The following is a 19849-nucleotide window of genomic DNA, read 5'->3' on the forward strand; positions in this document are numbered from 1 at the left end:
GACGCTGAGGGGACGGCCTCATGGACTCCTTCTCGACCCTCATCCGCACCGCATCACATGAGCAGCACGTGGTGGCAGAGACCTCGTCCTTCATGAGCGACCTGCTCGGCGGAAGGCTGGGCGTGGCCGCGTACGCGCGCTACACCGAGCAGCTGTGGTTCGTGTACGAGGCGATGGAGGCCGGCGCCGACCGGCTGGCGGCGGATCCGGTGGCGGGGCCGTTCATCCGGCCCGAGCTGCTGCGGCTGGCCGCGCTGGAGCGGGACCTGGCGCATCTGCGGGGTGCCGGATGGCGGGCGGGACTGAGCGCGCTGCCCGCGACCCGGGCGTACGCGGACCGGGTCCGGGAGTGTGCCGAGTGCTGGCCCGGCGGCTATGTCGCCCACCACTACACGCGCTATCTGGGCGATCTGTCCGGCGGCCAGATCATCCGCGACAAGGCGGAGCGGACGTGGGGCTTCACCAGGAAGGGCGACGGGGTGCGCTTCTACGTCTTCGAGGGCGTCTCCAACCCGGCCGCGTTCAAGCGGGGTTACCGGGAGCTGCTGGACGCGATCCGGGTCGACGACCTGGAGAAGCAGCGGGTCATAGCGGAGTGCAAGGAGGCGTTCGCCCTGAACACGGCGGTGTTCAGGGCCCTGGGTGAGGAGTTCCCGCTGAGCGCCTGACGCCGCCTAGGCGCTCCGGCCGGCGTTCCAGGAACACCCGCCCGCCGATCTCCACCCAGCCGTGCGGCTGCGGGGCGGTGAGGATCTGGGAGCCCTTGCCCTGGGTGATGTTGAGGGCGCGGCCCAGTTGACCGGTGAGCAGGAGGGCCGCCGCGCCGGTGGCCTCGTCCTCGTCGATACCGTCGTTCCGGCCGGGGAAGGCGCGGGCGCGGATCCGGCCGGCCGCCTCGTCCTCCCACGCCCAGGCATAGATCCACTCACCCGGCGGCGGTACGTCGAGGGCGTCGACCTCGGCGGGGGTGGCGTGGCGGCGCAGGGTACGCGGCGGCGCCCATTCCGCCCGGGCCTCGATCCAGCTGAACTCGCCGTCCAGCCGGGCGCCGACGACTCCGGCGGGGGTGACCAGTTCGGGCACGTCGAGCAGCCAGGCGGTGCCGACGCAGGGGTGACCGGCGAAGGGCAGCCGCAGGGTGGGGGTGTAGATGTCGATGACGCCGCGCTCGGGGTCGTCCACGAACACGGTCTCGCTGAAGCCGAGTTCGGCCGCGAGCGCCTGCCGGCCGCCGCGCTCGGGCAGGACCGAGCCCTCGCGGACGACAGCGAGTGCGTTGCCGTGGTCACCGTGCGGTCCGCAGAAGACGCGGAGTACGTCGTAATCAGTCACTCGGGAATTGAAACATCGCGGGGCCGGCGAGCGCGTGCCAGGCGGGGGCTCCGCCGGAAAGGGGCCAGGTGCGGATGGCCGAGGGATCGTAGGGCAGCTCGGCCAGGACGTCGCCGACGCCGCGCTCCGAAGTCGCGCGCTGCCGCTCGGTCTCGGGCGTGGCGGGGCGTGCGGCCAGCCGGCGCACGCGCTGTCGATGGCCTTCGGCCATCGCCTCCGCGTCCCGGCGCCACAGCTCCTCGTCGCGCAGGCGGGTCAGGACGACGCACTCCGGGCTCCGCCCCTCGGCCAGGGCCGCCACCGCCCGGTCGTGGCCGTCGAGGAGGAGCCAGCCGTCGAGGAACGGCACCCACCACAGCAGGACGGGTGCGAGGGTGCCGTCGCGCAGGTGCTTGCGGTACGCCTTCACCCGGGCGGCGTCGGGGGCGGAGAGCCGGCGCAGGGGCAGGATGCCGTGCCAGCCACCGCCGCAGTACAGCTCCAGCAGCCCGCCGGGCCAGGTGTCGACGAGGTCGGTGGTCCAGATGCCCGGCGCGAATGCGGTGCGCGGGGACAGCTGCCAGCGGCCGTCGTACAGAGGCGCCCCCTCGGACCGCTCCAGCCAACGGGCGTACTGGTGGCCCCAGTCGACGGCCGAGCGCATCCGGGGGGAGTCGACGGGCGGCAGTGGTGAGCGGTAGGCGCCGAGCCGGTGCAGGTGGAGGTCGTGGCAACAGCCGTCTCCGGTGAGCGCGCCCAGCAGCACGGCGCGCTCGCCCTGCCGGAGCAGTTTCAGCCGTCCGCCCTCGGCGGTCTCGAAGCGCAGCGCCGGCGGATCCGGCCGGTCCCGGATGTCCAGTACCAACCGTCCGGCCGCCGGTGTTTCCCTGCGCGCGTTCCCCATGCCGCCCACCCTGCCACGCGCCTTGTGAGACCTGGATCACGCCCCCGAAAGGTATGAGCAAGGTAAGGCTCAGGTAAGTTAGGCCAGCCTCACCACACCAGATTCGCCATTCGCCGGGAGCCTGCATGCGAGCCGTCCGACTGACCGTCACCGCCGCCACGACCGTGGCCGCTCTGACCGCCCTCTCGGCCTGCACCGCGAAGAGCGACGCCAAGGACGGCGACGCCGTCCGGGTCACCGCGGCCGACTCCAGGTGCGACACCTCCACGGCGTCGGTCCCGGCCGGCCAGGTCACGCTGAAGATAGAGAACACGGGGTCGAAGGCCACCGAGGTCGAGATCCTGTTCCCGGACGACCGGATCGTCTCCGAGAAGGAGAACATCGGGCCGGGGACGAAGTACACGCTGACCGCCGAGGTGAAGGCCGGGGCGTACGAGATCGCCTGCCGGCCGGGGATGAAGGGGCACGGTGTCCGGCAGAAGCTGACCGTGACCGGCGGTGGCGGCACCGCCCGGCGCGATCCCGCGCTCGACCGGGCCGTCGCCGAGTACCGCCAGTACGCCCAGGACCAGGCCGACGCCACGCTGCCGCTCGTGGAGGCCTTCGTGAAGGCCGTCAAGGCCGGTGACGTCGACGCCGCGAAGAAGGCCTACGCGCCCTCCCGGCTCGGCTGGGAGCGCACCGAGCCGGTCGCCGAGTCCTTCGGTGACATCGACCCCAAGGTCGACATCCGCAAGCCCGACCTGGAGCCCGGGCAGAAGTGGACCGGCTGGCACCGCCTCGAGCAGGCGCTGTGGGAGAAGAAGACGGCCGGGGACGAGGAGAAGGCCCTCGCCGGCCGGCTGCTCACCGACCTCAAGGACTGGCAGAAGCGGGTCGGCAAGGCCGAGATCACCCCGACCTCCATGGCCAACGGCGCCAAGGAGTTGCTGGACGAGGTCGCCAAGGGCAAGGTCACCGGCGAGGAGGAGTTCTACTCGCACACCGACCTGGTCGACTTCAAGGGCAATGTCGAGGGCGCGCAGAAGGCGTACGAGCTGCTGAAGCCGGTCGCCGCGAAGAACGACCCGGCTCTCGCCAAGGAGCTGGACAAGCAGTTCGCGGCCCTGGACACGCTGCTGGACAAGTACCGCCCGGACAAGGGCTCCTACGGCTTCGTCTCCTACGACAAGGTCGGCGGGGAACAGCGCAAGGAGCTGTCGGACGCGGTGAACGCGCTCGCCGAGCCGCTGTCCGAGCTGGCCGCGACGGTGGTGAAGTAGGCATGGCCGGGGCAGGCGGCAGCACCCCCTCGCGACGGGCGCTGATCGGCTGGGGCGGAGCCGGGCTCGCGCTCGGTGCCGCCGTGGCCGGCGGTGCCGTGGCGATCGCGGGCGATGACACGCAGGCGGCCTCCGCCGCCGAAGCGGGCGGCGCGGTGGAGTTCCACGGCGCCCATCAGGCCGGTATCACCACCCCGGTGCAGGACCGGCTGCACTTCGCCGCGTTCGACGTGAAGACCGACGACCGCGAAGAGTTCGTCCAGATGCTCAAGGACTGGACGGAGGCGGCCCGGCGGATGACCGCGGGCAGGTCGGTCGGTGAGGGCGCCTACGGCGGGCTCGCCGAGGCCCCGCCGGACGACACCGGCGAGGCGCTGGGGCTCAGGCCGTCCCGGCTGACACTGACCATCGGCTTCGGGCCGTCCCTCTTCGACCGGTTCGGGCTGAAGGACCGACGGCCGCCGGCCCTCGTCGACCTGCCCGCCTTTCCCGGGGACGCCCTGGACAAGGCCCGTACCGGCGGTGACCTGTGCGTCCAGGCCTGCGCCGACGATCCGCAGGTCGCCGTGCACGCCATCCGCAACCTCGCCCGCATCGGCTTCGGCAAGGTCGCCGTGCGCTGGTCCCAGCTGGGCTTCGGCAAGACGTCCTCGACCACCCCGGACGCGCAGACCCCGCGCAATCTGTTCGGCTTCAAGGACGGCACCCGCAATATCGCGGGCACCGAGAGCGACCGGCTGACGAAGCACGTGTGGGCCGGGGGCGCGGACGGCCCCCACTGGATGGCGGGCGGGTCGTACCTCGTCGCCCGGCGCATCCGCATGAACATCGAGACCTGGGACCGGACCTCGCTCCAGGAGCAGGAGGACGTGTTCGGGCGGGACAAGCGCGAGGGCGCGCCGGCCGGCCGGGCCAAGGAGCACGACGAGCCGTTCCTGAAGGCGATGAAGCCGACCGCGCACGTGCGGCTCGCGCACCCCGAGGCCAACGGCGGGATCACCATCCTGCGCCGGGGCTACTCCTTCACGGACGGCACCGACGGCCTCGGCCGCCTGGACGCGGGCCTGTTCTTCCTGGCCTACCAGCGCGACGTGCGCGAGGGGTTCATCCCGTTGCAGCGCCGGCTGGCCGCGCACGACGCCCTGGGCGAGTACATCCAGCACGTGGGGTCGGCGGTCTTCGCGGTTCCCCCCGGCGTCCGGGACTCCGGCGACTGGTGGGGCCGGTCGCTGTTCACGAAGGAGGCGTAGCAGCCCGTGTTCTCCAACTATCTGATCGGCCTGCGCGAGGGGCTGGAGGCGTCGCTCGTCGTCTGCATCCTCATCGCCTATCTGGTCAAGACCGGCCGCCGGGACGCCCTGAGGCCGATCTGGGTCGGCATCGGGATCGCGATCGCCCTCGCGATGGGCTTCGGGTGCGCCCTCGAATTCGGCTCCCAGGAGCTGACGTTCCAGGCGCAGGAGGCGCTCGGCGGCTCGCTGTCGGTCGTCGCCGTCGTCCTGGTGACCTGGATGGTGTTCTGGATGCGGCGCACCGCCCGGCATCTCAGGTCGGAACTGCACGGCAGGCTGGACGCCGCCCTCGCGATGGGCACGGGCGCGCTGGTGGCCACCGCGTTCCTGGCCGTCGGCCGGGAGGGCCTGGAGACCGCCCTGTTCGTGTGGGCGTCGGTGCACGCGGCGAGCGACGGCACCCCGCGCCCGCTGATCGGTGTCGCCCTCGGCCTCGCCACCGCCGTCCTCCTGGGCTGGCTGTTCTACCGGGGCGCTCTGAAGGTCAACCTGGCGAAGTTCTTCACCTGGACCGGCGCCATGCTGGTCGTGGTCGCGGCGGGCGTGCTGGCGTACGGCGTCCACGATCTGCAGGAGGCCGACCTGATCCCGGGCATCAACAGCCTGGCCTTCGACATCAGCGGCGCCGTCCCGCCGGACAGCTGGTACGGCACCCTGCTCAAGGGCGTGTTCAACTTCCAGCCGGACCCCACGGTGGTCCAGGTCACGGTGTGGCTGCTGTACCTGGTCCCGGCGCTCGCGGTGTTCTTCGCCCCGGTAGGGTTCGCCTCCGGGAAGGCGAAGGTGAAGGGACCCGATGAGCAGGGATCGCAGCCCGCGCAGGCTCCGCAGGCGTGACCGAAACGCACTCATAGCAGCCTCGCTGACCGTTTTGTCGCTGACGGCGAGCGGGTGCGTGGTGGTGCACGGGGAGCGGGAGGTGCTCCCCACGGCCACCCGCGCCGAGGCCGCCAGGGCGGTCACCGCGTTCACGACCGCGTACAACAAGGCCGACAAGGCCTTCGACAGCTCCCTCGACGCGCCCTACGTCACCGGTCCGTTCGGCGACATCGACGCCGCCCGGCTGAAGGCCGGGCACACCAACAGTCCGTCGGGCAACGCGGATCACGTGCCGTTGAAGCTGTCGGACGTGAGGATCACGATCCCGAAGAAGGCCGGCTGGCCGCGCTGGTTCGTCGCCGACGCCAGGGGCAACAAGGCGGGCGCCGACCGCTGGCTGCTGGTGTTCACCCGGCACGGCCTCGGCGAGCGGTGGCAGGTGGCGTATCTGACGCTCCTCGCGCCGGACGCCGTACCGAGGTTCACGACGGACAAGGACGGCTGGGCCGAGGCCGTACCGGCCGACTCGGCTCGGCTCGCCGTCGCGCCCGGCAAGCTGAGCCAGGGCTATGTGACGTACCTGCAGAAGGGCGGGAAGTCCTTCGCCGACGGCTCGTACACGAGCGTCGAGCGCGCGAACCGCGCCCAGCGGGCGCACAAGCCGGGTCTGGTCACGCAGTTCATCGACAAGCCGCTGACGAGCGGCGACTACGCGCCGCTGGCCCTGCGCACGGCGGACGGCGGGGCGCTGGTGTTCTTCACCACGCACCACTACGAGAAGCGGACCGTCGCCGCGGGCACCACGATGCCGGCCCAGAACAAGGACGTGCAGGCCCTGACCGAGGGCGAGGTGAAGCAGTCCCTGACCCTGGAGTTCATGTCGAACGAGGTCGCCCTGGACCCGGCGGGCAGCGGCGCGGTGTCCATGCTGGGCCGGGTGCCGGGGCTGACGTCGGCGCAGGGCGCGTAGCCGGGCCTCAGTGCCTGAGGGGCCAGGCCGCGCCCTGGTGCTCGGCGCCCGTGTACCGGGCGCAGGCGTCGGTCAGGGTCTCCAGGAGGCTGAGCGGGTCCGGCAGCGGGTGCTCCGGGCCGCGTACCCAGCGGACCTGCTGGTCGTCGCCCGGGAGCCGGGCGGGCGGTACGAGGACGTACGACCCCCGGCAGTGCCAGCGCAGGCCCGGGTGCTCGTCCATGGTCTCGGGGTGGCAGTCCAGCTCACAGGGCCACCACTCGTCCTCGTCCTCGGGGGTGCCGCGGGTGAGGGTGAAGAACAGCATGCGGCCGTCGTCGCTCTCGGCGACCGGACCGACCTCGACATCGGCGCCGAGCAGCCGCTCCAGGGCCTCCCGGCCGGCCTGCAGGGGCACGTCGAGGACGTCGTGGGTCATGCCGGTGGCGGTGATGAAGTTGGCCTGCGGCTGGTGCCGGGCCCAGCGCTCGATCTGGGCGCGGTCGGTGGTGGACTGCGTCTGCCAGGCGAACGACACCGGGTGCCGGGCCGGGGTGGGACAGCCGACGCGGTCGCAGGAACAGCGGTAGCCGGGGGCGGGGTACGCGGCGGGGGCGAGCGGCAGGTCCGCCGCCGCGGCGGCGAGCAGCAGGGCCTCACGGCCGTCGGTGCCGGCGGCTTCCTTCGGGCGGCGGCCACGCAGCCACTGGGAGAGTCTGCCCTGCCGGCCTGACCGGTCGCCGAACGTCGCGCTCATCTATCGCCTCGCCTCGGTACTCGCCTCGCTGGGTGTGCGGACAGCATGCCTTATCGTCCCATCTTCACGTGCTTCGGGGCGTCTGGGGTCCGATTCCGTGCAGGGCGTAGTCGACCAGGGTGTCCGTGTAGGCGTACGAGATCGGGGCCGTGTGCTGGAGCCAGCGCTGGGCGAGGGGGGACACGAACAGCTCCAGGGCGATCCGGGGATCGACGTCCGCCCGCACCGCTCCGGTGTGCTGCGCGGCCCGCAGCCGGTCGACGTACAGCTGGAGCTGGGGTTCGAGCAGCTTGGTGACGAACTCGCGGCCGAGGGGCTCGTTGACCACGCCCTCGGCGGCCAGCGCCCGGGACGGCGCCTCGAAGCGCGGGTCGAGGAGCTGGTCCACCGTGATCCGCAGCACGGCCTTGAGGTCGGCGGCCAGGTCGCCGGTGTCCGGGATGGTGTACGGCACCTGCCCCGCCGCCTGTGCCGCCTGCGTGGACAGGTCGAGGAACGCCTCCAGCAGGACGGCCGCCTTGGAGGGCCACCAGCGGTAGATCGTCTGCTTGCCGACCCCGGCCCGGGCGGCGATCCCCTCGATGGTGGTCTTGGGGTAGCCGACCTCGCCGACCAGGGCGAGGGCGGCGTCGTAGATCGCCCGGCGGGACTTCTCGCTGCGGCGGCCGGCGTCGGGGGCAGGCTTCTTGACCATGGGGCGACGCTAACAAGCCCGGCGGGCTACGCGTCCACGTCCGGCGGTGGCCACGGGTCCCCCCAGTCGGCGTCCCGGGCCGCCTTGTAGAGGTCGCCGTGGCGCTTGGTGACCGTCGTGCGGGCCAGTCGCTCGTCGGCCTCGCACAGGTCGAGGAGCACCTGGCCCTTGCGGATCTGCGGGCGCCGGACCACCCGGGCGGGGGCCGGCTCGGCGGGCAGGCGGCTGGCGACGACGTAGGAGAACTTCTCGTCCTCGTAGGGCAGGGTGCCGCCCTTGATCTGGCGGTGCAGGGAGGAGCGGCTCACCCGAGCGGAGAAGTGGCACCAGTCCTTGCCAGGCTCGATGGGGCAGGCGGCGCTGTGCGGGCAGGGGGCGACGATGTGCAGCCCGGCGCGGATCAGCCGGTCGCGGGCCTCGATGACGCGGGCGTAGCCGGCCGGGGTGCCGGCCTCCACGATCACCACGACCGGCGCGGCGGCGGCAGCGGCGTCGACGAGTGCGGCACGGTCGGGCTCGGAGAGTTCGTTGAGGACGTACGACACCGTGACCAGGTCGGCGTCGTCCAGGGTGAGACCGGCGCCGATCCGGGCGCGCTGCCAGCGGGCGCCCGCGAGGGCCGGGTTGGCGGCGGCGATCTCCCGGCCGAGGGCGAGGGCGGGTTCGGCCCAGTCCAGCACGGTGACGCTGCGCTCGCCGGGCCAGGTCGCGGTGACGGCCCAGGTCGCGGCTCCTGTGCCGCCGCCGACGTCCAGATGGCTGCCGGGCGCCCAGTCGGGGGCGGCGTCGGCGAAGGCGCCCAGTGCGTGGCGGACGGCCTCGAAGGTGGCCGGCATGCGGTAGGCGGCGTAGGCGGCGACGTCGGCGCGGTCGCGGAGGATCGGCGCGGTGGTGGGGGTGTCGCCCCGGTAGTTGGCGATGAGCCGCTCCACGGCTGCGGCGGCTTGCTTGGGCGGGAGTCCGTCGAGCAGATCGGCGAGGCTCCTGCGGAGGGCGTCGGCCGGTGGTACGGGGGCGTTCACCCGGTGATTCTAAGGCGCCCGGCACCGACGCGACCCCCCTGGGGGCTCCGCCCCCAGGCCCGCCCGCCACCCGACTCGCTCGGCTGAAAGGGCAGCCACGGGGTCCGGCCCGGGGTCCGGCCCGGGCGCCGCTTCGGCGAGGAGGCTCGCACCGTTGCACGGGCTGGGGGGGCGCTCCGGCCGCTGGGAACGGACCGTCGGTGGTGGCTCGGGGCCGTCCCGGGCGCGCAGGGCACCGGCCTCCGGGGCGGAGCGGGGCGAGGGGACGGCGGGGTCAGATCGCCGCCCTCGCCAGTCGTGTCGCCAGTGCCGCCCTCGGGGCGCTGTTCGGCGGGCGGCGGTTCGGGTGGACCGTGTTGGCCAGCAGGATGAGGAAGGTGTCCGTCGCCGGGTCCAGGACCAATGACGTGCCGGTGAAGCCCGTGTGGCCCGCCGCGCCGTTGCCCGCCAGGGCGCCCATGAACCAGGGCTGGTCCACGGCGAAGCCCAGGCCCGGTGGGGTCAGGAGCAGTTCGACGAAGTCGGGGCCGAGGATGCGGGCGGGGCCGTAGGAGCCGCCGGCCAGCAGGGTGCGGCAGAAGACAGCCAGATCGGGGGCCGAGGAGAACAGGCCCGCGTGGCCGGCCACCCCGCCCAACGCCCAGGCGTTCTCGTCGTGGACCACGCCCCGCAGCATCCCGCGGTCCGCCTTGGCCCACGGCCGCCGCTGGTCCTCGGTGGCCGCCGCGCCGGGACAGGGCCCGAAACGGGTCGCGGTCATGCCGAGGGGGCGGGTGATGCCGTCCTCGATCAGGACGTCGAGGGTGCGGCCGGTGATGCGTTCCAGCGCGAACTGGAGCAGGAGCATGTTCAGGTCGGAGTACGTGTACGTGCCCGGCTCGGCCGTCGGGGACTCGGCCCGGAGCAGGGACAGCCGCGTGGCGTCGTCCGGGCAGTCGTACAGCGGGAGTTCGGGGCGCAGCCCGGAGGTGTGGGTGAGGAGTTGGCGGACGGTGATGCCGTGCGCGGCCGCCGCGTGGAAGTCGGGCAGGTAGTCACCGACCCGGGCGTCCATGCCGAGGGTGCCGCGCTCGATCTGCTGCACCGCCGCCACGGACGTGAACAGCTTGGTCAGGGAGGCCAGGTCGAAGGGCGTGTGCACGGTGGCCGGGACCCGGGCCTCGGGCGGCAGTTCGACGCCGCTGTCGGTCTCGGGGTCGTAGGCGGCGTAGCGCACCGCCCAGCCCGCGGCCTCGGCCACGGCGATCACGGGTCCGCGGCCGGCCAGGGCGACGGCGCCGGCCGCCCAGGGGTGGTCGCCGGCGGTGAGGGCGTGCACCTCGCCGACCAGGTGCTCGACGGCGGCCGGGTCGAGCCCGGCCCGTTGCGGTGTGTCGGCGCGCAGTCTGGGTGCGCTCAGTTCTCGTCTCCCTCCGACCCCGCACGGGTGTTCCCCCGTGTGTTCCAGGGACGGCACATTCCCACGAAGCAGGCCGCCGCGACCAGTGCCCCGGCCAGTTGGACGAGCGCCATGGGTACGGCGGTGCGCTCGCCGGCGACGCCGACGAGGGGTGAGGCGACCGCGCCGACGAGGAAGGAGGTGGTGCCGAGCAGCGCCGATGCGGAGCCGGCGGCGTGCGGGGTGCGCAGCAGGGCGAGGGACTGGGTGTTGGGGAGGGTGATGCCCATCGCCGACATGAGGACGAAGAGGGCGGCCGCGATGGGGGGCAGGCCCACCGCGCCGAAGGCTCCCGTGGCCATCAGCAGCAGGGCCGTCGCGGCGAGCACGATCACCGTCAGGCCGCAGGCCAGCACCTTCTCCAGGGCGACCCGGCCGACCAGCACCTTGCCGTTGACCTGCCCGGCGGCCACCAGACCGACCGAGTTGAGGCCGAAGAGCAGGCTGAAGGTCTGCGGGGAGGCGCCGTAGATCTCCTGGATGACGAAGGGGGACGCGGATATGTAGGCGAACAGCGCGGCGAAGGCGAAGCCGCCGGCCAGGGTGTAGCCGGTGAAGGGCAGGTCGGCGAGGAGGGTGAGCATCGTGCGCAGGGCTTCCTTCGCTCCCCCGCGGTGCCGGTCGGCCGGCGCCAGTGTCTCCGGCAGGCGCAGCCAGACGAGCGCGGCGAGCACCGCGCCGACCGCGGTGAGCAGCAGGAACACGCCCCGCCAGTCGGTTACCCGCAGGATCTGCCCGCCGATCAGCGGCGCCACGACGGGCGCGGCACCGGAGATCAGCATCAGGGTGGAGAAGAAGCGGGCCATGGCGACGCCGTCGTACAGGTCGCGGACGACGGCGCGGGCGATGACGATCCCGGCCGCGCCCGCGAGACCCTGCTCGAGCCGGAAGGCGACCAGCGTCTCGACGTTCGGCGCGAACGCGCACAGGGCGGTCGCGAGGACGTAGACCGCGAGGCCCGCGAGCAGCGGCCGGCGGCGGCCCCAGCGGTCGCTCATCGGGCCCACGACCAGCTGTCCGAGCGCCATGCCGGCCAGGCATGCGGTGAGGGTGAGCTGGACCGTGGCGGCGGGGGCGTGCAGGGACGTGGTGACCTCGGGCAGCGACGGCAGGTACATGTCCATCGCGAGCGGGGGTGTCGCGGTGAGGCCGCCGAGCACGAACGTGACGAGCAGACCGGTGCGGCGGGTGGCGGCGGCCGGCGAGGGGGCTGCGGGGATGCCTCCGCGGCGCTCCCGCTCCCGCTCCGGTGTCGGTGCCGTCGCGTGCTCGGGCATGTGTCCCTCCCCTGTCCTCCCCCGTCGTACAGAACCGGCACCCATGCTCTCAGCTCGCACGCACCACCGGGGAACGGACGAGCGAGGTCGCGCCGGTCGCCGTATGGCGGACACGCCATTCCGCATGGCGGACCTGCCGCCTACGCTGCGGAGCCATGACTGACAGGGAATCGAAGATCGCGGTGGTCACGGGTGCCGGTTCCGGCATCGGGCGGGCCGTCGCCGCGGAGCTGCTGAACGCCGGCTGGTCGGTCGCGCTGGCCGGCCGGCACCCCGAGACGCTGGAGGAGACGGCAGCGCTGTCCCCGCAGGGCGCCTCGCTCGCCGTGCGCACCGACGTGTCCCGGCCCGAGGACGTGGCGGCGCTGTTCGCGAAGACGGTGGACCGGTTCGGCCGGGTGGACCTGCTGTTCAACAACGCGGGGACCTTCGGACCCGGCGGGGTGCCGGTCGAGGAACTCTCCTACGACGCCTGGCGGCACGTGGTGGACACCAACCTCAACGGTGCGTTCCTGTGCGCGCAGGCGGCGTACCGGCAGATGAAGGAGCAGGATCCGCAGGGCGGCCGGATCATCAACAACGGCTCGATCTCGGCCCACACGCCCCGTCCGCACTCGGTGGCCTACACGGCGACCAAGCACGCGCTGACCGGGCTGACCAAGTCGCTGTCGCTTGACGGGCGGCCGTACGGCATCGCGGTCGGGCAGATCGACATCGGCAACGCGGCGACCGACATGACGGCCCGGATGCAGACCGGCGCGCTCCAGGCGAACGGGGAGGTGGCCCCGGAGCCGGTGATGGACGTGGCCGACGTGGCGCGGACCGTGCGGCACATGGCCGAGCTGCCGCCGGCGGCGAACGTGCAGTTCGCGACGGTACTGGCGACGGCGATGCCCTACATCGGGCGCGGCTGAACCCTTTACCACAAACGGAGTTCAAGCATCCGCGGTATTGCGGCCGGTCGAGCACCTGTGCTCAACTTTCCTCCACGAGAGCTTCACAGTTGGAGCGCGTGGATTCCGCAGGCCATACCGAGGGGGGAGGCGGCGGCCGTTCCACCGGGCCGGAGTTGGGGGTGGACCTCGCGCGGGACGCGGGGTACGCACCGGTCGCTGGAACGGCCGCCGTACGTTCAGCGCCGGTGTCTGCCGCTGCCGGTCTCCGTCGGCTCGCCGCCCGTCTCCGCCTCCGCCTCGGCCGGCGCCGCGGCCGCGACTGCCCTGCGGCGCCGCTTCGCCGCCCAGGCCCCCGCCGCCGCCAGCAGTAGCACCGTACCTCCGGCGCCCTCCACCAGCCGCCCGGCGGACGGGCCGCCGTCGGACGACGAGCCGGAGTCGCCCGCCGCCCGGGTCGCCTTGGAGCCCGGTGCCGGGCCCGCCTTCGCGCCGCCCTCGCTGAGCGGATCGACCAGCATGCCCACGGCCTGCGCCGTACGCCCGTACCCGAAGCCCCAGTCGAGCAGCGCGGCCGTCTGCTCGTAGACGGCGTTGCTGCCCTCGGCGGGATGCATGACCGTCACCAGCAGGGTGCGTCCGCCCCGGGTGGCGGCGCCGGTGAAGGTGTTGCCGGCATTGCTGGTGTAGCCGTTCTTGACACCGATCAGGCCGTCGTATGTCTTCAGACCCCATGCCCCGGTCAACAGGCGGTCGGTGTTCTGGATCTGGAAGGTCTTCTTGCCGCCCGCCGGGAAGTCGGCGGTCCTGGTGCCGCAGTAGCCGCGGAAGTCGGCGTTCTTGAGGCCGTGGCGGGCGAAGAGCGTGAGGTCGTACGCCGAGGAGATCTGGCCCGGGTGGTCGAAGCCGTCGGGGCTGACCACATGGGTGTCCAGGGCCTGCAGGTCCTCGGCCTTGGCCTGCATCTCGGCGACGGTTTTGGCGATCCCGCCGTTCATGTGGGACAGCACGTGCACGGCGTCGTTGCCGGAGCGCAGGAACACGCCCTGCCACAGCTGCTCGACGGTGTAGGTGATACCGGGCTTGATGCCGACCAGGCTGGAGCCGGCCGGGATGTCGGCGAGGTCGGCGTCCTTGACCGTGTACCGCTCGGTGCGGCCGAACTGCTGCAGCACCGCGTCCGCGAACAGCATCTTCAGCGTGGACGCGGGTGCGAGCCGCCGATGGGCGTTGCTGGCGGCGAGCACCTCGCCGCTGTCGGCGTCGGCGATCAGCCAGGAGCGGGCGGTGAGTTTCGCGGGCAGCCTGGAGGCACCGCGCACCTGGACGCCGGTGCGGGCCAGCCGCTCACCCCCGATGACGGTGGACGGGGCGGCCGCGGCCTCGGCGGCCGTGGACAGGGGAAGGGCGGCGGCCGTCAGACCGAGGACGGCACGCCGACTGAGCCGGGAACATTCACGCACTCCGGGACCGTACACCGCGCCCAGCAGCGACTTCCCTGACCGACGGCCATGACGGCCTGGAATTTGCCGCGTTATGAAAATCCGATGAGTTACCCCGGTTTCCTAGGCCTAACACATCCTTTACTCAGGGTGGCTCAAAGGTTCCTCCCCAGCTTGTGGCCGCGCCCACAGCGGGCGCCCAGAACCTCCGACCCCATCCACCGATGGCCCGGCATCCGAAGCCGAGCGCGCGCACGTCGATCCCGCTGCGTCCCGGTGTCCTGGTGGTCTCCATGCCTGAGGACGCCAGGAGTTGAAGCGCACGCGAAGACAAGAGGCCGGGCGGGACCGAGTACGAGAGCCTCGGCGGGACCGCTTACGCCTACGCCTGCCCGGTCTCGAAGCGCGAGATCCGCTCGTCGCTCTCAACGGTGAAGCGCCACGCGGTGCGCATCTCGCCCCAGGTGTCGTTGCGGTAGCGGGCGACCAGTGACCGGCCGCCGTCGGACTCCCGCTCGACGTCCAGGTGGCCGTTGGAGGAGAAGATCTCCCGGTCGATCCAGTCGGCGAGGTCGCGGTCGGAACCGTCGTCGGACATGGTCGCGCCGGGCGCGAGGAGCTGCATGAAGCCCTCGCGGTCGTGGGCGTTGACGGCGTTGACGAAGGCCCGGACGGCCGGGTCGCTGAGGTTGGCTGGCTTGATCGTCATGGCGCCAGGCTCACACCGCCGCGCCGGACCCGCCACCCGAACGCCCTTCCCAGCGGGCCCATAGGAGTGAGACCTGCGACGGTGGAGGCACGGGAGGCCCCGTACACATGCGTCCGCCCCTCCCCTGTTCTCTCCTCATCCTCTCCTCTCCGCCCGCGAGTCTGCATGGGAGTCGCCGTGAGCTGTTTCGACCGACGTGATCTGGGCCTGCTGCTGCTCCGGCTGGGGACCGGCGGGGTGCTCGCCGCGCACGGCGCGCAGAAGCTGTTCGGCTGGTTCGGCGGGCACGGTCTGGAGGGCACCGGCCAGTTCATGGAGTCCGTCGGTTACACGCCGGGCAAGGCGAGCGCTACGGCGGCGGGTCTCGCGGAGGCCGGCGGTGGCGCCCTTCTCGCCCTGGGCCTGGCGACCCCGGCGGCGGGCGCGGCGGCGGCCGGCGCGATGGCGGGAGCGGCGGCGGTCCACGTACCCAACGGCTTCTTCGCCCAGTCGGGCGGCTACGAGTACGCGGCGAGCCTGGGCCTGGCGGCGGCCGGCCTCGGTGTCACCGGCCCCGGCCGCCTCTCCCTGGACCATGCCCTCGGCCATGTCTTCGACCGGGGGTGGATGGTCCCGGTGGCCCTGGGAGCCACGGCTGCGGTCACGGCGGCGGTGGTGGGGGCACGGAACTGCCGGGTCCGGGCGAAGGCCGAGGGCAAGCAGGAGACGCTGTTCGAGGAGTAGCCGAGGGTTTCTCCTGCCCGGCGTGGCAGGCTGCGGGGCATGGACGATCAGGACACCGCCGCCGCCCTCTGGCCGGTCATCGACGAACTCCTCACCCGGCTGGAAGCGAACCGCACGAACACCGGCACACAGGGCGCCCTGCTGCGCGTCCTCAAACTGTCGGAGGAGGTCGGCGAGGTGGCCGAGGCGGTCATAGGCGCGACCGGCGACAACCCCCGCAAGGGCTTCTCCCACACCTGGGAGGACGTGCAGCGGGAGCTGTGCGACGTGGCCATCACCGCGCTCGTGGCCCTGCGGTCCCTGACACCGCAGGCGCAGGAGGTGTTCGAGCAGCACCTGAAGGGGGTGCGGGAGCGCCCGCTGTCACCGCCGGCGTGACCGGCGCCGGGGTCGCGGGAGCGGTATCGGGGTCGGGATCCGGCCGGAGTGCCGTCCGACGGCGGGAACGGGGCGACCGCGGGATGGCACGTGAACGGCCGGACGTCTGGGTGCGCCGCTTCCATACGGCCGCGGGCCACGCCGACGCGAACTGGCCTGTTTCCCGCATGCGGGCGGCTGCGCCGGCTACGGGAACCCGCTGTCCGCGGCGTTGATCGCCCAGGCGCTCGAGGACCCTCCCCACGCCGGGCGGAGGCTGTTCCTCGGCCACAGCATGGGCGCCACGCTCGCGTACGAGGTGGCCCTGTGCCTGGCGGGCTGGCCGGGCGGCCCGAGCGGACGGTTCGTGTCCGGGTGCCCGGCGCCCTCCCGCCGGGGCGGCAACTCCTTCAAAGGCCTGGTCGCACTGGGCCCCCTCTTCCGCCCCCACTGTGTCCCCCACTCGGGGGCTGCCCGAGCTGTTGCTTCTACACGTCAGCCCGCTCTCCTCTGAGTACAGCGTGGGCGGTGCGACGGTGAAGGTTCCGACAGGATGCATGTTCACGCACATCATCCGCGGCAGCGGCAGGCGGATCACGTACCAGAACGCGGGCGTGGACTGCGCCTTCGTCGCAGCCCTCAGCAGCGGATTCTGCAACTGGCGCATCGACTTCACCTACGCCGACACCAACAATCGGACATACCGAACGTCACGCGGGAAGACGCACAACAAGTGCAAGATCGACCCGATGCGGAACAACTCCCCGCAGTCGCTACCTCGTTACGGCAAGGCGTGCGCCCACCTCTACGTCAACGGAGTGCGCCGCGTGAGTCAGTGCCACCACGTCACGAAGTGAGTCCTTCATGGTCGAGCAGCAACAAAGGCAGGACGCGGACCAGGCTGCGGAAGCCCGGCGGCAGCGTGCCGGGGTCGTCGCGTTCCTCGTGGGACTCGTCGCCACGCTCGGCTTCTTCGCCTTCTTTCCCGGGTTGCCCCACGTCATCGACTGGGGCGCCGTCCTCGCCGCTCTTGCCGTGGGTGGGCTCGCCCGGTGGTCCTGTCTGTCCCGGATGACGAGGACGGCTGGCAGGAAGAGCGGAAGCAGGTGATCGCCCCAGTGGGCCGGGGCGCGGCCTGAGCGGACAGACGAGTCGGGCTATACGCCGGGTTCTGTTCCCCGGGTTCCTCGCGGAGCCCGGGGCGACGGCCATCCATCTAGGGCCGGCGTTGCCGCCGGCCTCGTGCGGTCTACCCGCGGACTCGGGCGGGCAGCCCTCGAACGTCCGCGCAGAAACACCGGGGTGTTTCCTTTTGACCTTGCTCCGGGTGGGGTTTACCTAGCTGCCCAGGTCGCCCTGGGCACTGGTGGTCTCTTACACCACCGTTTCACCCTTACCCAGCGCCTGAGCGCCGGGCGGTCTGTTTTCTGTGGCACTGTCCCGCGGGTCACCCCGGGTGGCCGTTAGCCATCACCCTGCCCTGTGGAGCCCGGACGTTCCTCGGGAAGCCCCTAGGGGGACTCCACGCGGCCGCCCGCCCGGCTCGTCTGCCGTGTCGACCATGGTACCGGGCGCCGACCGTGCCGTGGACCGGCAGCGGCCGTGGCCAGCACCGAGCCCGCCAGGATCAGGGAGAACGCGACGAGGACCGTCGGCGTCAGCGGTTCGCTCAGGAAGATCGCGCCCGCCGCCACCGCTACCGCCGGGTTGACGTACGTGATCACAGTCGCCCTGGTCGGACCGGCCTCCTTGATCAGCTCCAGGAACGCCACGAAGGCCACGGCCGTGCAGATCACGCCCAGGCCGGCGAGGGCCGCCAGCACCTGGGCGGAGGGGACGGAGGAGGGGTACGTCATGGCGGCCACGGGGGCGTAGGCGACGGCCGCCAGGGTCAGACAGGCCGCCGTCAGGTGCCGGGTCGGGACGTCCTTGAGGCGGCGCGCGGCGATCAGGGGCGCGGTCGCGTAGCCCAGGACCGTCACCAGCACCTCGGCCAGGGAGCGGGCGTCACCGCCGGTCAGATGGGGAAGGGTCAGGGTCGTCACGCCACCCAGGCCCAGGGCCAGGCCCGTGAGGCGGCGGGGCCCCAGGTGTTCCGTGTCGCCGAGTACGCGGGCCACGACCACGCCCACGATCGGCACGCCCGCGATCAGCAGACCGGCCGTCGAGCTGGACAGGTGCCGTTCGGCGTCGGTGAGGGTGAACCAGGGGACGATGATCTCCAGCACCGCGAAGGCCAGCAGGGGGCGCCAGTGGGCCCGTACCGTCCCGGGCAGGCCGCCCTGGCGCAGGGCTACGGGGAGCAGCAGGACCGCGCCGAGCGCGCAGCGCGTGAACACCACGACCGGCGGCGACACCTCGTCCACCGCCACCTTGATCATCAGATAGGGGATGCCCCAGACCACTCCCATCAGGGAGAACAGGAACCAGCCGCGTGCAGTCATGCGCCGAGTTTCGGCCACACCCTCAGGGCGCGTCTTGAACGCTGTTGCGGTACGCCGCCGGGGTCACCCCGAGCACCCGGCGGAACCAGCGGGTCAGATGCGCCTGGTCGGCGAAGCCCACCAGTCCCGCCACCTCGGCCGGGCGCAGTCCGGCGGCGAGCAGCGCACGGGCCCGGGTCACCCGGTACTGGGCGAGCCAGGCGTACGGGGGTATGCCCATCGTCGTACGGAAGGCCCGCAGGAGCTGGTAGCGGGACAGGCCCAGGTCGGCGGCGAGGGAGGCGAGCGTCGGCGGGGCGGTGAGCTCGTCGGCCAGGCGGTCGCGGACGGTCAGGGCGACGGTGGCCGCGCCGGGGACCAGGCCGGGCCCGGATCGGGCCGTGGAGTGGCGGCGGGCCAGCGCCGTCAGCAGCCAGGGCACGCGGGACTCCGCCTCCAAGGGGTCGGGGCAGACGCTGAGTTCGGTGTGGGCGAGGCGGAGCGCGGCGGCGAGTTGGGGGTCTTCGAGAAGGGGTTCGCGGAAGTACGGCAGGCCGCCGAGGATTCCGTCGGCCAGCAGCGACGGCTCGGCGTACAGGGCACGGTAGGCGTAGCCGTCGGTGGGGTTGCCGGGGCCGCCGGTGTGCATCTCGCCGGGGTCGAGGACGACGATCGTGCCCGGTCCGGTGTGGATGCGGCCGCCCCGATAGTCGATCACCTCGAAGCCGCCTACGCAGACGCCGACGGTGTACTCCTCGTGGGCGTGCGGGGCGTAGACGTGCTGCCGGAAGTTGGCGGTCAGCAGGTCCAGCGGGGGTCCACAGCGGCCCAGCCGCGCCCTGGTCCACAGCGCCTGCTCCGCCGCCATCGGGCACCCCCTTGCCTTGTCGTCCCGCGCCCATGGGTGCAACGCCTCCGGGGTGCGCTTCCATGCCCGCCGGACGCGGCTCCCGCTACCGGGGCCCGTCCTCGGCGCTCGCCCGCTCCAGCGACGCGAACGCCGTCTGCAGCCGGGCCCGGTGGTCCCGGGCCACCTCGGCCACCGGGTCGCCGGCCAGCAGACGGCGGGCGGAGGCGACGAAGACCGTGCGGTAGGCCGCGACGGTCACGGCCGCCAGGAGGTCCGGGTCGGCCGTGTCCGCCTGCGCGAGGGCGGTCGCGAGTGCCCGCTCCACCTCCTCCACACCCTCCCGGGCCCGGGAGCGCAGGGCCGGGGAGGCGACGACGATCCGGTAGAAGCGCGGGTAGCGCTCCCCCACCCCGCTCAGCGGGTGCCGTTCGTCGAGGAGACGGAGCGCGAGGCGGCGCAGGGCGGCGAGCGGGGACTCGTCGGGGGCGCGGTCGTGCACGGCTCCGGCGAAGAGTTCGGCGGCCTGCGGGATGCGGTCGAGGAACAGGTCCTCCTTGCGCGGGAAGTAGTTGAAGACCGTCATGGCGGAGACGCCCGCCGCGCGCGCGACCTCGGCGACCGTCACCGCGTCGAAGCCGCGCTCGGCGAACAGCTCCGTGGCGATGTCCGAGATCCGCTGCCGCGTGGCCCGTTTCTTGCGCTCCCTGAGCGAAAGTTCCTCATCCAT

The 19849-nt window shown here is 72.6% G+C and carries 22 protein-coding genes, 1 other RNA gene and 1 pseudogene; 11 read left to right on the forward strand and 13 right to left on the reverse strand.

Annotated elements, in window-relative coordinates; translation table 11 throughout:
* The first annotated feature begins 20 nt into the window (after positions 1–20).
* Positions 21–668 (forward strand): heme oxygenase (biliverdin-producing), encoded by a 648-nt coding sequence (locus tag ADK64_RS01520; protein WP_053654089.1) that lies wholly within the window; start codon positions 21–23, stop codon positions 666–668.
* On the opposite strand, the gene ADK64_RS01525 is transcribed toward ADK64_RS01520, so the two are convergent.
* Positions 631–1332 (reverse strand): PhzF family phenazine biosynthesis protein, encoded by a 702-nt coding sequence (locus ADK64_RS01525; RefSeq protein ID WP_053654092.1) that lies wholly within the window; start codon positions 1330–1332, stop codon positions 631–633. The two genes, ADK64_RS01520 and ADK64_RS01525, sit on opposite strands and share 38 nt — an antisense overlap.
* Complete coding sequence (locus ADK64_RS01530; RefSeq protein ID WP_053654094.1) at positions 1325–2215, reverse strand: hypothetical protein; 891 nt, start codon at positions 2213–2215, stop codon at positions 1325–1327. Before ADK64_RS01530 ends, ADK64_RS01525 begins: the two co-directional genes overlap by 8 nt.
* Before the next feature lie 125 nt (positions 2216–2340).
* Between ADK64_RS01530 and efeO the strand changes: the two genes are divergently transcribed.
* The 4 genes from efeO to ADK64_RS01550 are packed head-to-tail and all read left to right on the forward strand — an operon-like array spanning position 2341 to position 6558.
* The gene (efeO, locus tag ADK64_RS01535; protein ID WP_053654096.1) at positions 2341–3477 is read left to right on the forward strand and encodes an iron uptake system protein EfeO; all 1137 of its coding nucleotides are present in this window, start codon (positions 2341–2343) and stop codon (positions 3475–3477) included.
* A 2-nt stretch (positions 3478–3479) separates the two neighbouring features.
* Positions 3480–4727: an iron uptake transporter deferrochelatase/peroxidase subunit gene (gene efeB, locus ADK64_RS01540; RefSeq protein ID WP_053654097.1), complete on the forward strand. Its 1248-nt coding sequence runs from the start codon at positions 3480–3482 to the stop codon at positions 4725–4727.
* Between the two features lie 6 nt (positions 4728–4733).
* Positions 4734–5606, forward strand: a complete 873-nt coding sequence (gene efeU, locus ADK64_RS01545) for an iron uptake transporter permease EfeU (RefSeq protein WP_053654099.1) — start codon at positions 4734–4736, stop codon at positions 5604–5606.
* The gene (locus ADK64_RS01550; RefSeq protein WP_078992433.1) at positions 5566–6558 is read left to right on the forward strand and encodes a hypothetical protein; all 993 of its coding nucleotides are present in this window, start codon (positions 5566–5568) and stop codon (positions 6556–6558) included. Before efeU ends, ADK64_RS01550 begins: the two co-directional genes overlap by 41 nt.
* Before the next feature lie 7 nt (positions 6559–6565).
* Here ADK64_RS01550 and ADK64_RS01555 read toward each other — a convergent pair whose 3' ends face one another.
* The 5 genes from ADK64_RS01555 to ADK64_RS01575 all read right to left on the reverse strand — a co-directional run bounded on the left by ADK64_RS01555 (position 6566) and on the right by ADK64_RS01575 (position 11725).
* Positions 6566–7294 (reverse strand): bifunctional DNA primase/polymerase, encoded by a 729-nt coding sequence (locus ADK64_RS01555; protein ID WP_053654103.1) that lies wholly within the window; start codon positions 7292–7294, stop codon positions 6566–6568.
* A gap of 64 nt (positions 7295–7358) precedes the next feature.
* Positions 7359–7988, reverse strand: a complete 630-nt coding sequence (locus ADK64_RS01560; protein ID WP_053654105.1) for a TetR/AcrR family transcriptional regulator — start codon at positions 7986–7988, stop codon at positions 7359–7361.
* A 26-nt stretch (positions 7989–8014) separates the two neighbouring features.
* Entirely contained in the window at positions 8015–9010 is a 996-nt protein-coding gene (locus tag ADK64_RS01565; protein WP_053654107.1) for a small ribosomal subunit Rsm22 family protein, read from the reverse strand.
* Positions 9011–9284: 274 nt separating this feature from the next.
* Positions 9285–10466: a serine hydrolase domain-containing protein gene (locus ADK64_RS01570; RefSeq protein WP_199829449.1), complete on the reverse strand. Its 1182-nt coding sequence runs from the start codon at positions 10464–10466 to the stop codon at positions 9285–9287.
* The gene (locus ADK64_RS01575; RefSeq protein WP_053654109.1) at positions 10406–11725 is read right to left on the reverse strand and encodes a multidrug effflux MFS transporter; all 1320 of its coding nucleotides are present in this window, start codon (positions 11723–11725) and stop codon (positions 10406–10408) included. The genes ADK64_RS01570 and ADK64_RS01575 overlap by 61 nt, the downstream gene beginning before the upstream one ends.
* Positions 11726–11880: 155 nt before the next feature.
* On the opposite strand from ADK64_RS01575, the gene ADK64_RS01580 reads away from it, so the two are divergent.
* A complete protein-coding gene (locus ADK64_RS01580) occupies positions 11881–12639 on the forward strand; it encodes an SDR family oxidoreductase (RefSeq protein ID WP_053654111.1) in 759 nt (252 codons plus the stop codon).
* A gap of 218 nt (positions 12640–12857) precedes the next feature.
* Here ADK64_RS01580 and ADK64_RS01585 read toward each other — a convergent pair whose 3' ends face one another.
* Together ADK64_RS01585 and ADK64_RS01590 are read right to left on the reverse strand one after the other, a co-directional pair.
* Positions 12858–14081 carry a D-alanyl-D-alanine carboxypeptidase family protein gene (locus tag ADK64_RS01585; RefSeq protein WP_199829450.1) on the reverse strand — a complete coding sequence of 408 codons (1224 nt, stop codon included), beginning with the start codon at positions 14079–14081 and terminating at the stop codon, positions 12858–12860.
* Positions 14082–14442: 361 nt separating this feature from the next.
* Positions 14443–14769 carry a nuclear transport factor 2 family protein gene (locus ADK64_RS01590; protein ID WP_053654115.1) on the reverse strand — a complete coding sequence of 109 codons (327 nt, stop codon included), beginning with the start codon at positions 14767–14769 and terminating at the stop codon, positions 14443–14445.
* 177 nt (positions 14770–14946) lie between these two features.
* Between ADK64_RS01590 and ADK64_RS01595 the strand changes: the two genes are divergently transcribed.
* The 5 genes from ADK64_RS01595 (at position 14947) to ADK64_RS01610 (ending at position 16959) form a co-directional block, all read left to right on the forward strand.
* Positions 14947–15492, forward strand: a complete 546-nt coding sequence (locus ADK64_RS01595) for a DoxX family membrane protein (RefSeq protein WP_053654402.1) — start codon at positions 14947–14949, stop codon at positions 15490–15492.
* Positions 15493–15531: 39 nt separating this feature from the next.
* A complete protein-coding gene (locus ADK64_RS01600; protein ID WP_053654117.1) occupies positions 15532–15870 on the forward strand; it encodes a MazG-like family protein in 339 nt (112 codons plus the stop codon).
* Between the two features lie 211 nt (positions 15871–16081).
* A complete protein-coding gene (locus ADK64_RS48585; protein WP_324614354.1) occupies positions 16082–16363 on the forward strand; it encodes a thioesterase domain-containing protein in 282 nt (93 codons plus the stop codon).
* A 43-nt stretch (positions 16364–16406) separates the two neighbouring features.
* Positions 16407–16706, forward strand: coding sequence for a hypothetical protein (locus tag ADK64_RS01605; RefSeq protein ID WP_078992435.1), 300 nt, complete (start codon positions 16407–16409; stop codon positions 16704–16706).
* Positions 16707–16713: 7 nt separating this feature from the next.
* Complete coding sequence (locus ADK64_RS01610) at positions 16714–16959, forward strand: hypothetical protein (RefSeq protein ID WP_053654119.1); 246 nt, start codon at positions 16714–16716, stop codon at positions 16957–16959.
* A gap of 34 nt (positions 16960–16993) precedes the next feature.
* Here ADK64_RS01610 and rnpB read toward each other — a convergent pair.
* From rnpB to ADK64_RS01625, 4 genes and pseudogenes are all read right to left on the reverse strand, one after another.
* Positions 16994–17395: RNase P RNA component class A (gene rnpB / locus ADK64_RS02240), an RNA gene on the reverse strand.
* A 118-nt stretch (positions 17396–17513) separates the two neighbouring features.
* A pseudogene (locus ADK64_RS48865) lies at positions 17514–18293 on the reverse strand (DMT family transporter); the annotation flags it as partial.
* Positions 18294–18315: 22 nt separating this feature from the next.
* The gene (locus ADK64_RS01620; RefSeq protein WP_053654122.1) at positions 18316–19140 is read right to left on the reverse strand and encodes a helix-turn-helix domain-containing protein; all 825 of its coding nucleotides are present in this window, start codon (positions 19138–19140) and stop codon (positions 18316–18318) included.
* 85 nt (positions 19141–19225) lie between these two features.
* Positions 19226–19849, reverse strand: coding sequence for a TetR/AcrR family transcriptional regulator (locus ADK64_RS01625; protein ID WP_053654124.1), 624 nt, complete (start codon positions 19847–19849; stop codon positions 19226–19228).

It is taken from the genome of Streptomyces sp. MMG1121, assembly GCF_001280015.1.
GTDB lineage: Bacteria > Actinomycetota > Actinomycetes > Streptomycetales > Streptomycetaceae > Streptomyces.

Bases quoted from the DNA above. Each gene is read 5' to 3' on its own strand.
- ADK64_RS01520 (WP_053654089.1), top strand. From the start codon at position 21: ATGGACTCCTTCTCGACCCTCATCCGCACCGCATCACATGAGCAGCAC.
- ADK64_RS01530 (WP_053654094.1), bottom strand. From the start codon at position 2,215: ATGGGGAACGCGCGCAGGGAAACACCGGCGGCCGGACGGTTGGTACTG.
- efeO (WP_053654096.1), top strand. From the start codon at position 2,341: ATGCGAGCCGTCCGACTGACCGTCACCGCCGCCACGACCGTGGCCGCT.
- efeB (WP_053654097.1), top strand. From the start codon at position 3,480: ATGGCCGGGGCAGGCGGCAGCACCCCCTCGCGACGGGCGCTGATCGGC.
- ADK64_RS01550 (WP_078992433.1), top strand. From the start codon at position 5,566: ATGAGCAGGGATCGCAGCCCGCGCAGGCTCCGCAGGCGTGACCGAAAC.
- ADK64_RS01555 (WP_053654103.1), bottom strand. From the start codon at position 7,294: ATGAGCGCGACGTTCGGCGACCGGTCAGGCCGGCAGGGCAGACTCTCC.
- ADK64_RS01560 (WP_053654105.1), bottom strand. From the start codon at position 7,988: ATGGTCAAGAAGCCTGCCCCCGACGCCGGCCGCCGCAGCGAGAAGTCC.
- ADK64_RS01575 (WP_053654109.1), bottom strand. From the start codon at position 11,725: ATGCCCGAGCACGCGACGGCACCGACACCGGAGCGGGAGCGGGAGCGC.
- ADK64_RS01580 (WP_053654111.1), top strand. From the start codon at position 11,881: ATGACTGACAGGGAATCGAAGATCGCGGTGGTCACGGGTGCCGGTTCC.
- ADK64_RS01590 (WP_053654115.1), bottom strand. From the start codon at position 14,769: ATGACGATCAAGCCAGCCAACCTCAGCGACCCGGCCGTCCGGGCCTTC.
- ADK64_RS01600 (WP_053654117.1), top strand. From the start codon at position 15,532: ATGGACGATCAGGACACCGCCGCCGCCCTCTGGCCGGTCATCGACGAA.
- ADK64_RS01605 (WP_078992435.1), top strand. From the start codon at position 16,407: ATGTTCACGCACATCATCCGCGGCAGCGGCAGGCGGATCACGTACCAG.
- ADK64_RS01610 (WP_053654119.1), top strand. From the start codon at position 16,714: ATGGTCGAGCAGCAACAAAGGCAGGACGCGGACCAGGCTGCGGAAGCC.
- ADK64_RS01620 (WP_053654122.1), bottom strand. From the start codon at position 19,140: ATGGCGGCGGAGCAGGCGCTGTGGACCAGGGCGCGGCTGGGCCGCTGT.
- ADK64_RS01625 (WP_053654124.1), bottom strand. From the start codon at position 19,849: ATGGATGAGGAACTTTCGCTCAGGGAGCGCAAGAAACGGGCCACGCGG.